The sequence below is a fragment of the Prevotella sp. P5-64 genome (assembly GCF_002251285.1).
Lineage (GTDB): Bacteria > Bacteroidota > Bacteroidia > Bacteroidales > Bacteroidaceae > Prevotella.
Genome location: NZ_NPJK01000037.1, coordinates 1 through 12,874, shown reverse-complemented (window position 1 = coordinate 12,874; position 12,874 = coordinate 1). Strand labels below are relative to the sequence as shown.

Genomic DNA, 12,874 nt, shown 5'->3' with positions numbered 1-12,874 from the left:
ATTTAATAATTTCTCGGCAAAATTACAAAAAATATAGGAAAACAGCTACGATAGTTAGTCATTTTTTCGTATTTTTGCAAGGTATGAAAATATTTACGAGCAGACAGATAAAGGAGTGGGACAGATATACCATCGAACACGAGCCCGTGAAGAGCATCGACCTGATGGAACGCGCGGCGTCGGCAGTGGCCGATGAGATAGCCCGACGCTGGGTGCCCATGAGGGTAATCGTCTTTGCCGGACCCGGCAATAATGGCGGTGATGCCCTGGCTGTGGCGCGCTTGCTGGCCGAGCGCAGTTTTACCGTGACGGTCTATCTCTTCAACATCCACAACAACCTCTCGCCCGACTGTGCCGCCAACAAGAAACGGCTGGTCGAAAGCGTCAAGGTGGAAAATTTTGTCGAGGTCAAGGTAAACTTCGACCCGCCCGTGCTCGATGCCGATACGCTCGTTGTCGATGGTCTCTTCGGGGCTGGGCTCGACAAGCCTCTCGCCGGAGGGTTCTCCTCGCTCGTCAAGTATATCAACCAGAGTGAAGCGCCCGTGGTGAGCATCGACCTGCCTTCGGGCCTGATGCCCGAAGACAATTCGAGCAATGTCAGAGCCAACATCGTGCGCGCCACCCTTACCCTCACTTTCCAGCAGCTCAAGCTCTCGATGCTCTTTGCCGAGAACCAGCCCTATCTGGGCGAGGTCAAGGTGCTCGACATCCGTCTCTCCAAGTCTTTTGCTGAGAGTAAGGACAGCCGCTTCTCGCTCGTCGAGGAGGGAGAGTTGCGCTCGTTTCTGCGCCGTCGTTGGCCCTTTGCCCACAAGGGAGAGATGGGCCATGCGCTGCTGATAGCCGGCAGCTACGGCATGTCGGGAGCGGCGATACTGTCAGCCCGAGCCTGTCTGCGCTCGGGAGTGGGCAAACTGTCTGTGCATACGCCCAAGGCCAATTATACCGTCATGCAGATGGCGGTGCCCGAGGCGGTGCTGCAGATGGATGCCAGCGAACTCAGGTTTACCGAGGCGTTAGACACCATAGCCTATTCGGCCATGGGTGTAGGTCCCGGACTGGGTACCGACGAGACTACGGCCCTCTCGCTCATATCCCAGCTGCGCCGAGCCAACTGCCCGGTGGTCATCGACGCCGATGCCATCAACATACTGGCTGCCCATCGCGCCTGGTTGCAGCAGTTGCCCAAGGACTGCATCCTCACGCCCCATCCCAAGGAGATGGAGCGCCTGTTGGGGGCGGCGTCGCACGACAGCTGTGAACTGCTCAATCGCGCATCGGAAATGGCAGCGCGCCTCCAGGCATACATACTGCTCAAGGGACACTACACCGCCCTGTGCCTGCCTTCGGGACAAGTGATATTCAACACCACGGGCAACGCCGGAATGGCTACTGCCGGATGCGGCGATGTGCTCACGGGTGTCATCACCGGACTTCTGGCGCGGGGCTACCAGCATCAGCAGGCCTGCATGCTGGGTATGTATCTCCACGGACTTGCCGGAGACCTGGCAGTGCGCACCAAGGGAATGGAGAGCCTCGTGGCGAGCGACATTGTGGACTCCCTGCCCGCAGCGTTCCGCTACATCGAAGACTGATAACATCATAGACAATACAAAAGCAAATTATAACACACGCAATGAAAAAGTATATCCTTTCGGCGCTGATGCTGCTTGCCGGCATGGGCGTTTCCCTGGCCCAACAGACTGTGGCCGGAACCACTTACTTTCTGCCCAAGACGGCGCTGAGATTTGCCGTCAAGGTAGAGAAGACCACCTACACCCCCGGACAGTTTGCCATGTACGCCTTCCGCTACATGAAGAAGAAGGACGTGGCGCTCCATCCCGCCGAGACCTATAGGGTGGTAGACATCCGCATGAACACCATCGGTGTGCCCGATTCTACCAAGCAGTTTACCCTCAATCTGGACAAGAAACTCAGCATCAGCGAGGTAGACCGCGACGAGAGCGGACTGCTGCTCGCCATCAATGCCAAGGGACGCCAGGTGGCGCTGCCCGAGCGGTTTGTGCCTGCTCCCAAGCAGCCGCAGCCCAATCCCAACGACTATATGAACGAGGATATCCTCTCGGCTGGAAGCACCGCCAAGATGGCTGAGCTCACCGCCAAGGACATCTATGACATCCGCGAGAGCCGCAACCAGCTCGCACGCGGCCAGGCAGACTTTATGCCCAAAGACGGCACCCAGCTGCGCATCATGATGGAGAACCTCGATGCCCAGGAGCGTGCGCTGTTGCAGACCTTTGAGGGAACCATGGTGAGCGACACCGTTGAGACCATCATCACCTTTGTTCCCCAGCCCGACGAGGAGCGTAGCGTGCTCTTCCGCTTCTCCCAGCATCTGGGTATCACCGATGCCGACGACCTGGCGGGTACACCTTATTATATAATGGTGGCTCCAGAGGGCAATGTGCCCGAAGGCGGACCTGCCGAGAAGGAGTCCAAGGACAATTTCGGGCTCTGCGTCAACATCCCCGACAAAATCCAAGTCACGCTCACCCACGACAGCCGTATCGTGAAGACCTATGAGTGCTACGCCGGACAGTTTGGACGTACCGAGTATCTCAGCGCCGAGCTCTTCGGCAAGAAGAATACCAGCCACATCCTGCTCAATCCTATCAGCGGAAGCATCGAGAAGATAGAGAGCGAGACGCTGAAGTAGCCCCGCATCCCCCGCGGTCATCGGCTGATGGGCGGTCATAAAGTCCTCCGTCAGCCCCTTGCCAGCGGGCAAAATGAAGGCCATCGACACGCAATAAGAGATTTTTAATATATTAAAATCGGAAAATGCTATGCATATTTTGTAAAAAGTATGTAACTTTGCAGTCGTAATAGTGAAACAAAAAAGAAGCATTTATATGAAGTGTGTAACTATTTGGTTGAGAAAATGATGTAAAGATTTGAAATTCTGTGAACTTTTTAATCAGTCGGAGGACTGGAGGCGACGGGCAATGCCCACAGATGTTGTGATAACATTGCGTCGGGTGTTAAGGTGGTTACTTACAACCGCTCGTTGTTGATATTAAAAAGTCTTTTTCCTTAAACAAAACAAGTTTTTGTCCCGCCGAAGAGTATGATGTCAAGAGACATGGGCTTTCAGGCGGTTTTTTTATGCCCTTACGTGTAGCCTCCGCTGCGCTCTCGGGCCCTTTGCTTTCTTTTTTTCCCTTGTCGTCGGTCGCCAAGCCAGGTGGCAGGCTCTGGAAACTGCTCCCATTCTTTTTCCGTTATCCATACAACATTTGCGAGGCTCGCGCGTTACTTCTATAATAGAACTATACAACAAATACTGCTTATGGATTTTGATGAATTTCAGCAGAAGGCACTCGCCACCGCCATTTATCCCCATCCCATCGTCTACCCCACATTGGGATTGACCGGAGAAGCCGGCGAGGTGGCCGACAAGGTAAAGAAAGTGATACGCGACAATCAGGGAGAGTTCAGCGACGAGCGCCGCCTCGAGATTGCCAAAGAGATAGGCGACGTACTCTGGTATTGTGCCATGCTCGCCCACGACCTCGGCTACACCTTTGACCAGATAGCCCAAATCAATTGCGACAAGATAGCAGCCCGCAAGAACGCCGGAACGATACACGGTGAGGGCGATAACCGATAGGGTGGAGACAGGTATCTTCTCGGAATCATATACCACCCGCATCATTTCCGCTTTCACTATGCCGAAATGAATAGAGATGATGTCTGTTTGTAATTCCTTGTCCTGTTTCTCTAAATCATTCTTGTATTTCTCGGTTTCGATATGCTAATTATCTAAATCATAGTTTGCTACCATGTATAACATAAGTGCCACATGTAAGTAGCCCGTCCTCTTGAATATGCCTATAACGACAGGTATAAGACTGATGATGCAGCAGAAGTCTGTTGAAGTTGCGTGTCTTCTATCGTGTATGCCGGTTTGTGGCGAAAGTTCTGGAGGCTTTATGGAGTGTAGGATAATTGACCCATTCGACAATTTTCTTTCTGATAATGTAAATTTTCAATAGATTTACAAAGCGTTCTCACATACTTTGTGTATCTTTGCCATACATATATTAAAAGGTATGCCAAAAGAACTGGTCATTAGATTGAAGATAGTTCTTGCCGAGAAGCAGAGATTCAATAAGTGGCTTGTCGAACAGTTGGGTAAGGACTTGGCAAGACATCCAAGCGGATGACAAATGCAAGTCTGCCATACCTTAAAAACCTTCTGCGCATTGCGAAAGCATTGAGTGTAGATGTGGCAAGATTGTTAAATACTGAAGTGGTCATCGATGATGGCGTATGAAGCCAATGTGCCAAGCCGATTTCTTGCAAGGGAAAGGTAGGGGACATGATTCATAGTGGAAAAGGGCATGATATGCTGCCGTTGATAACTTCCGATAATATGCTATTATCAGAAAAAGAGGAGGAATAACCTATGACGCCAGAGGAAAAAGCGAGAATAAAGATAGACCGTTGGTTCGCAGAAGCAGGTTGGCAGGTAGTCAACCGTGACGAGTTTGAACCTACAATGTCTGCCGTGGCTGTGCGTGAAGGATTGCTCGAAGGTAATCTCGAGGCCGACTATCTTATGTTTGTCAACGGCAAGGTTTGTGGTGTGCTGGAAGCCAAGCGTGAGGATGTCGATGTCGATTCGGATATAGTGAGCGACCAGGTGGCCACTTACGCCAAGAGTGTTCCTGGCTGCTACCAGACTTGGCAGAAACCTACGCCCCTTTTATTTAAGTCTAATGGCAAGGTTGTCTTATTCCAAGATTTTCGCAAGACAAACACGGAATGGGATACAATCAACCGTATCCATACGCCCAAAGAGGTAGTAAGTATGCTTGGCATCGACGACCCGTTTGCCGGCTTGCCTACGTTGAGCAAGAAGGGATTGCGTGACTGCCAGTATGAGGCTGTCACCGAGTTGGAAAAGAGTTTCCGTAGTGGGCAAAAGCGTGCCCTTATGGTACTGGCAACTGGTGCGGGAAAGACTTATACGGCGTGCCTTGCAGCCTATCGCATGCTGACGTACACCCCGATGCGTCGAGTGCTATTCCTCGTCGACCGCAACAATCTCGGACGGCAGGCCGAGAATGAGTTTGGTACGTTCCGCCTTACAGGCAATGGTGAGGCGTTCAACAATATCTATGGAGTGGAGCGCTTGAAGTCGGCAAAAATACCATCCGACTGCAATGTGCTGATTTCAACCATTCAGCGTCTGTTCTCACTGCTGAAAGGTGAGGACATCGTGGACAATGACGAGGATGACAATGACGAGGCGACAGCCGAAGTGAGGCTCCCTGCCACTCCCAAGCTGCCCCATGATTTCTTCGACTTGATTATCATCGACGAGTGTCACCGCAGTATTTACGGCAACTGGCGCAAGGTGCTTGAATACTTTGACACCGCCCGACTGATAGGTCTTACCGCAACGCCTATTCCCGAAACTATGGCTTTCTTCAACAACAACCGCATCGTAAACTATACGCTTGAGAAGAGTATCGTGGATGGTGTGAATGTGGACAACCGCGTGTATCGCATCATGACAGAGGTGACGGAGAATGGCGGCGCAATCTTGAGGGGCGACCGAGTGCGTGTGGAGACTCGTTATACGGGCCAGACGGTGGAGATAAGTACGCGCGAGACTAAGAATTATTCCAAGGCAGAGCTAAACCGCTCTATAATCAATCCCTCTCAGATAAAACTCATTCTTACCACATATCGCGATGCCGTGTATACGGAAATGTTCAATGACCCACAGCGTGAGCCAAACTTTGCCTATCTTCCCAAGACGCTTATTTTTGCGCTCAACGAGATGCATGCCACCAATATCGTGAACATAGCCAAAGAGGTATTTGGAGAGAAGTGTCCCGATGCCGATATGGACCGATATGTACAGAAGATTACCTATTCGTCGGGCGACAGCAATGAACTCATCCGCCAGTTCCGCAACGACCGCGACTTCCGTATCGCCGTCACTTGCACGCTGGTGGCTACGGGTACCGACGTGAAACCACTCGAAGTGGTGATGTTCATGCGTGACGTGGAGTCCGAACCGCTTTACATTCAGATGAAGGGACGCGGCGTGCGCACCATTGGTGACGAACAGCTTAGAGCAGTGACTCCCAATGCCTTCAGCAAGGATTACTTTTTCCTTGTCGATGCTGTGGGTGTCACCGAGCGCGCGAAGTCTGTTGCCAGACCAAGCGATAGTCCCGATATCGTCAGGTTGACACTGAAGCAATTGCTTGAGCGCATCGCTCATGGCAATCTGTCTGATGAGTATCTGAAACGTCTGGCTTCCACTTTGTCCCGATTGCACAATAAGTCCGACGACTCTCAGCGTGCAGAGTTCGAACGGTTGGCAAGCGACTCTATGAACGCTATTGCACAGCGTATATACGAGGCATTGGAGGGCGACACGCTGCCGCCTTACTATGATGTCAACGCCCCCAACAACGAGCGCAAAGGTCTTGTCGCACCTGTCGCCAATCATGCCGATGTGCGCCGATACATTCTTATTCTTGCGGCTGGCTTTGTCAATACGCTCATGCCTGGCGAAGATACGCTTATCTCTAAAGGCTTCTCATTGGAAGAAGCCGAAGAGACAACAGAGGCTTTTGAGCAGTACTGCAATGAACATGCAGACGAGATTGAGGCATTGCGCATCATCTATAACCAGAGTGGCGATCCTATCACTTATAGCATGATGAAAGACCTGGAGAACAAACTGAAGATGGAGAACTCTCGCTTCAGTACGAGGCTGTTGTGGAACTCTTACGCCATCGTTAGTCCTCATTGTGTGCGCCGTGCCACCAAGAAGGAAGAGAGCGAGGCAATTACCAACATCATACAGTTGGTGCGCTTTGCCTTCCACCAGATAGAACGGCTTGAAAGTGTCTGCACTACAGCCCGGCAGTATTTCAATCTTTGGTGCGGACAGTGGCACCGAGAGATAACGGATAGGCAGAAAGAACTGATGAGCCAGATTGTGGACTATGTGGCAAGCAATGGCGCTTGCACCATCGATGATATTCGCGACGACGACCGCACGCAGGCTGCACAGATGATAGCAGCGTTCGGTTCCAAGCAGAAAGCTGATGACGCTCTTCTCTCTTTGTTTAATTTTGTAGTTTTAGGTAAAACAGCATAACCATTTAAGTATGACAAACAATACATCTACCGAGCAGTCGCTCACCAAGAAAGTATGGACTCTTGCCACCACTCTTGCCGGAGTAGGAATTGGCTTTACTGACTATATCACCCAACTTACCTATCTGCTTTTCCTGAAGATGGATGCAGAGAATGTGGAAATGTTTGGTGAGAACTCGGCTATTCCTGACGGCTACCAGTGGCACGACCTTACCAGTCTGGATGGTCTGGACCTTATCTCGCAGTACGAGGAAACGTTGAAGATTCTTAGCGCCCAGGGCAATCTTATCGGTACCATCTACACCAAGGCGCAGAACAAGATAGACAAGCCCGTGTATCTGAAGAAAGTCATAACGATGATAGATGAGGAGCAATGGCTCGTTATGGATGGCGACGTGAAGGGTGCCATCTATGAGAGCATATTGGAGCGCAACGGCCAGGACAAGAAGAGCGGCGCTGGACAGTACTTCACGCCGCGTCCGCTCATCACGGCTATGGTCGACTGTGTCAATCCGCAGATTGGCGAGACCGTATGCGACCCTGCTTGTGGTACGGGTGGCTTCCTCCTTTCGGCCTACGATTATATGAAAAATCAATCGGCAAGCAAGGAGAAACGCGACTTCCTGCGTAACAAGGCTTTACGTGGCATGGATATCACGCCTCTTGTGGTCACGCTCGCCTCTATGAACCTCTATCTGCATGGTGTGGGCACAGACCGTAGCCCCATCACTTGCGAGGACTCGTTGGAACGAGAGCCTAAGTCGTTGGTGGATGTGATTCTTGCCAATCCGCCTTTCGGTCAGCGTCCAGCAGGTTCGGTGGACTTGAACCGACAGGACTTCTATGTAGAGACCAAGAACAACCAGCTTAACTTCCTCCAGCACATGATGCTTATGCTGAAGAATGGCGGCCGTGCCGCAGTGGTGCTTCCTGACAATGTGCTCTTTGAGGGTGGCGCCGGCGAGACTATCCGCAAACGCCTTCTCTCTGACTTCAATCTCCATACCATTCTCCGTCTGCCTACGGGAATTTTCTATGCACAGGGAGTGAAGGCCAATGTGCTGTTCTTCACCAAGGGGCAGCCCACCAAGGATGTCTGGTTCTACGATTACCGTACGGATGTCAAGCATACCCTTGCCACCAACAAGTTGGAGCGTCGTCATCTCGACGACTTCGTGAAGTGCTACAATCCCGCTGACATCAACAATCGCACCGAGACTTACGATGCAGATAGTAATCCATCGGGCCGTTGGCGCAAATACAGCATTGACGAGATAGTAGCCCGTGACAAAACTTCACTTGATATCACCTGGATTAAGCAAGGTGGCGAGGAAGAGGAACATACCTTGGAAGAGCTGATGGCTACCATAAAGGAGCAGAGCCAGAGTATCAGCAAGGCGGTGAGTGAGTTAGAGAAGTTGTTGGGAGATATTGACGAGGATTGATAAAATGACAAACAACATTATAGATAATAATATAAGTTCTTTGCAAGAAAAGCAGTTCGCAGAGGTTGTAGAATTAATTATACAGCATAAATGCCGTGCTTCTGTAGCCGTGAACAATGAAACATTATTCACGGCATGGTCTGTAGGTAAGTATGTGTCTGATAAACTCAAAAACGAAGAATGGGGAAGTAAGGTCGTTTCTCAATTATCGGAATATATTCGTGCAAAACGTCCAGATGTAAAAGGCTTTAGTCGAAGCAGTATTTATAATATGGTGATGTTTTATGAAGAGTACTCCTCTGACGCATTTCAAAAAGTCATCGGCATGTATCTTTCTGCAAATTCATCATCAAACAATGATATTGGGTATTGGAATTATTCAAACTTGCAAGATTCCGAACGCAATCAAGCAACGGAAATTGTCCAGATGCCGTCTGGACAATTTCCTGATGTGTTGTGTTTGACAACTTTATCTAATCATTATGACATCTTGTGTCGATGTCGTAGCTCTGAGGAACGTTTATTCTATATACTTTATGCACATAAAGAAAATCTGAAGAACAAGGAGTTGCAACGTGCTATTTCTACGCAAACATATGAAACATTATTGCGAAGAAAAATTAATCTGTCGAAAGGATTGCTTGAAACATACCCCGACTCACCAATAATGTTCAAAGATACTTACTTTGTGGATTTCCTCAACTTGCCAAAGAAACATAATGAGTTGCACCTTAAGCATGGACTGATAGAACATATGAAGCAATTTATCCTTGAGCTGGGGAAGGACTTCATATTTATGGATCAAGAATATTGTTTGACTGTTGGTGCTTCTTCGTTCAAGGCTGACTTGCTGTTCTTCCATCGCGGACTACAAGCTCTCGTTGCTGTAGAATTAAAGAAAACGAAGTTCCATCCGCGCGACCTCGGTCAGTTGGAATTCTATCTTGAGGCTCTTGACCGTGATGTAAAGCGCTCAAACGAAAACCCCTCTATTGGTATCATTCTATGTCCCGATGCCGACAAGGTGGTTGTTGAGTATGCTATGAGTCGTAGCATGAGTCCAACAATGATAGCAGAGTATAAACGCATCTTGATACCACAGGAACAAATGCAACAGCAGTTAAGAGAGTTTTGCCAATTCTTTTTAACTGAAGATAGCCCGAAAAAGAAATAACAAATGAATACTAAAGCATTACGCCAAAAGATACTTGACCTTGCGATACATGGTAAACTTGTACAGCAAGACCCCAACGATGAGCCCGCATCAGTGCTCCTCGAGCGCATCCGTGCCGAGAAAGAACGCCTTGTCAAGGAAGGTAAAATCAAACGTCCTAAAAAGACGAAGGCTACTTCTGATAAGCCGCATTATCCGTACGAGTTGCCTAAAGGATGGGCGTGGTGTAAGTTGGAGGATTTTATAAATGACGCAACAGATTTTGTTGCAAGTGGTAGTTTTGCCTCCTTAAGAGAAAATGTAAAGTATTACGATGAGGCGGGGTATGCCATTCTTGTCCGTACAAAAGATTTTCAAAATGGTTTTACCAAAGGGTTAGTGTATACAGATAGGCATGGATATGAATTTCTAGCAAATTCAAATCTCTTTGGAGGAGAGCTAATTCTACCCAATATTGGGGCTTCAATAGGAAAGGTATTCATTGTTCCACATTTGGATATACGAATGACTTTAGCACCCAATTCAATAATGATAAAGTGCTTTAAGGATATACATAAAAAGTGGCTTCAATACCTATTTCTATCACCTTTTGGTCAAGAACAATTGCGCATAATATCCAGCTCTACTGCACAAGGAAAATTTAATAAGACTGATTTACGTGCTTTACAAATTCCTATCCCACCATTTGATGAGCAGGAAAGAATAATAAGTGAGGTTGAGTTCCTTTCCCATTTTATAGAAATGATAGAATATGGCCAAGACAAGTTGCAAGAAACAATCAAACAAGCCAAATCAAAAATCCTCGATCTTGCCATTCACGGTAAACTCGTACCACAAGACCCAACGGATGAGCCTGCAAGTGAACTGCTCAAGCGCATTAATCCCAAGGCAGAAATCACTTGTGATAACTGGCATTATCAGAAGTTGCCCGAAGGATGGACTGTTTGTTGTTTAGAAAATGTTGCCAAGGTTTTAGATAATTTGCGTAAGCCTATTAATTCAAATGAGAGAAATTCACGTATTGCGAATAAACATGAAAATGAACTTTTTCCTTATTATGGTGCAACTGGACAAGTTGGATTTATTGACGACTACCTTGTTGACGGGACATTTCTTTTACTTGGAGAGGATGGTGCTCCATTCCTTGATAAATATGCAATAAAATCATATCCAATTAAAGGCAAATGTTGGGTGAATAATCACGCACATATTCTAGAGCCACTATGTGACTTTGATTACTTGATGTACTATCTTAACCATGTAGATTACAAGGATTATGTAAATGGAAGTACACGACTCAAATTAACCCAAAGCGATATGCGCTCCATAATTATTCTGTTGCCTCCATTAACAGAACAGAAGCGCATATCAGTTAAGGTTAAATATTTGTTTAGATTATTAGACTCTATCGCTTGTTACCTATAAATTCTCAGCTATTGTATCGAGGATTGTAAATGCTTTGTTCATGGCATTTACAATCCTTTTTTGTTCTTCGTATGGAGGTATAGGCACGTTGATAGCCTTGAATAACTTTTTGTTCAGGTGCGGAATGGCTGAACCGACTTTATTCTCTCTTAGCGTCTTTCGATGCAGGTTTATTACTTGTAGAACATAGTCGGTGTACATTTCTTCATGGATGGATAATTGTTTGAACGTGCTACCTTGATAGCCATCTACAGGCGCACGAAAAACTTCTCCAGAGTTTTCACCATCCACTAAAATCAGTAAAGTGTTTGCAGCTGTATATTTGCCTGACGTTAATACTTTAGCTTCTCGTTCTCCACGCAGATACTTCACATCAAGATTTATTCTTTCTATGCCATTTTGCTTCTCTCCATCTACCAAAGCACATAGTGTTTGCATGGGTGTAATCACCCATCCTTCGGGCAACTTCTGATAATGCCCGTTATCACAAGTGATTTCAGCCTTAGGATTGATGCGCTTGAGCAGTTCGCTGGCAGGTTCGTCTGTAGGGACTTGGGGTACGAGTTTGCCGTGAATAGCGAGATCGAGAATTTTGGACTTGGCTTTTTTAATCGTTCCTTGCAAGCATTCTTTACCCTGATCAATAACATCAATTAGTTCAAACCAGTGCTTTATTTCTGTAATTATTCTTTTTTGTTCTTGTAAAGGAGGTATAGGAACAGCATAATTTGCAACCATTGAAGGTTGCGCTCTTGTTAAAGAACCACCAACACCAGAGACATTATTCTCCATTAAGTCTCTAAAATAAGGAGACATAAAACAGAACACAAGATAGTCAGTTAACATGAATTTATTACGGATGACTATCCATTCTGATGAAGCTATCATTGTATTCTCTGTTCTGTTTTTTACAAACCAAACCCTGTTGATTTTAGGATTTATCTTGCATAATAAGACATCACCATTCTCTACGTTTTGTTTTGCAGAACCAATTTTTTCTCCTTTTATGATTTCCGGAGTGTTAGTTGGAAAAATAGGAACACTATACAATTCAAAAGTGTTTTCCTTTTGTTTTGCAGGATCCACGTTCTTTGAATTGTACATATTTATTTCGTTCACAGTAGACCATATCCACGAACTCGGTACTTCAAACGGCACATTCTCATAATGCGGCTTATCAGAAGTAATCGGACTATCGCTGCGGCGAAAGATGATGTTGGTTATCATCTGTATATAAACAACAAAGAATAAATAGTAGTTTCAGTTTCCTCTTTATTGTGTGACTCGCATGAGTATGTGTTCTTTTGTATTTACTTGTGGTCCAATCATATGTGAAAGTTATTCATATTATGGCTTCGCAATTCTACTGCTTTTGTATTATGTAGTGTCCGGCCTTCTATTGGGTGTGAGAAGCAGCATCGTTATGTTTGAGGGGAAACGAGGTGGTAGCTGGTGTAGACCCCAAAATTGTCCGCCCCGCCCCCGCATTTCATCATTGTCCTGAATTATCCCCTGGTTTATCGGGTGAGCCGTGTCCTGTACGGATGTAGAGGGTCAGCGGATTTTTCCGGTTGGTAACACCGTATGTTAGGAATAAAGTGTTGCCAGCCTGTACATGAAGAACCTGATATCCCCTACACCTCTGAACTGTGTTCTAAAAGCCTTGATTTTAGCATTG

The 12,874-nt window shown here is 47.2% G+C and carries 8 protein-coding genes and 1 pseudogene; 7 read left to right on the top strand and 2 right to left on the bottom strand.

All coding sequences use genetic code 11. The annotated features are described in order from the left end of the window. The first annotated feature begins 83 nt into the window (after nucleotides 1–83). The 7 genes from CIK87_RS07360 (at nucleotide 84) to CIK87_RS07325 (ending at nucleotide 11,196) form a co-directional block, all read left to right on the top strand. Nucleotides 84–1,598 (top strand): NAD(P)H-hydrate dehydratase, encoded by a 1,515-nt coding sequence (locus tag CIK87_RS07360; RefSeq protein ID WP_094386658.1) that lies wholly within the window; start codon nucleotides 84–86, stop codon nucleotides 1,596–1,598. Nucleotides 1,599–1,639: 41 nt separating this feature from the next. Beyond that, nucleotides 1,640–2,680 carry a DUF4831 family protein gene (locus tag CIK87_RS07355; protein WP_022309482.1) on the top strand — a complete coding sequence of 347 codons (1,041 nt, stop codon included), beginning with the start codon at nucleotides 1,640–1,642 and terminating at the stop codon, nucleotides 2,678–2,680. Between the two features lie 633 nt (nucleotides 2,681–3,313). Continuing rightward, a complete protein-coding gene (locus CIK87_RS07350) occupies nucleotides 3,314–3,634 on the top strand; it encodes a nucleoside triphosphate pyrophosphohydrolase family protein (protein ID WP_094386657.1) in 321 nt (106 codons plus the stop codon). Between the two features lie 798 nt (nucleotides 3,635–4,432). After that, nucleotides 4,433–7,153 carry a type I restriction endonuclease subunit R gene (locus CIK87_RS07340; RefSeq protein ID WP_094386656.1) on the top strand — a complete coding sequence of 907 codons (2,721 nt, stop codon included), beginning with the start codon at nucleotides 4,433–4,435 and terminating at the stop codon, nucleotides 7,151–7,153. Between the two features lie 10 nt (nucleotides 7,154–7,163). Next, on the top strand, nucleotides 7,164–8,597 hold the full coding sequence (locus CIK87_RS07335) for a type I restriction-modification system subunit M (RefSeq protein WP_094386655.1): 1,434 nt from the start codon (nucleotides 7,164–7,166) through the stop codon (nucleotides 8,595–8,597). A gap of 4 nt (nucleotides 8,598–8,601) precedes the next feature. Beyond that, on the top strand, nucleotides 8,602–9,771 hold the full coding sequence (locus tag CIK87_RS07330; RefSeq protein WP_173823488.1) for a YhcG family protein: 1,170 nt from the start codon (nucleotides 8,602–8,604) through the stop codon (nucleotides 9,769–9,771). A gap of 3 nt (nucleotides 9,772–9,774) precedes the next feature. Beyond that, on the top strand, nucleotides 9,775–11,196 hold the full coding sequence (locus tag CIK87_RS07325) for a restriction endonuclease subunit S (RefSeq protein WP_094386654.1): 1,422 nt from the start codon (nucleotides 9,775–9,777) through the stop codon (nucleotides 11,194–11,196). Here the strand turns inward: CIK87_RS07325 and CIK87_RS07320 are convergent. Next, nucleotides 11,191–12,423 carry a restriction endonuclease subunit S gene (locus tag CIK87_RS07320; protein WP_094386653.1) on the bottom strand — a complete coding sequence of 411 codons (1,233 nt, stop codon included), beginning with the start codon at nucleotides 12,421–12,423 and terminating at the stop codon, nucleotides 11,191–11,193. The two genes, CIK87_RS07325 and CIK87_RS07320, sit on opposite strands and share 6 nt — an antisense overlap. Nucleotides 12,424–12,783: 360 nt before the next feature. Continuing rightward, nucleotides 12,784–12,874, bottom strand: a pseudogene (locus CIK87_RS14540) (transposase); the annotation flags it as partial.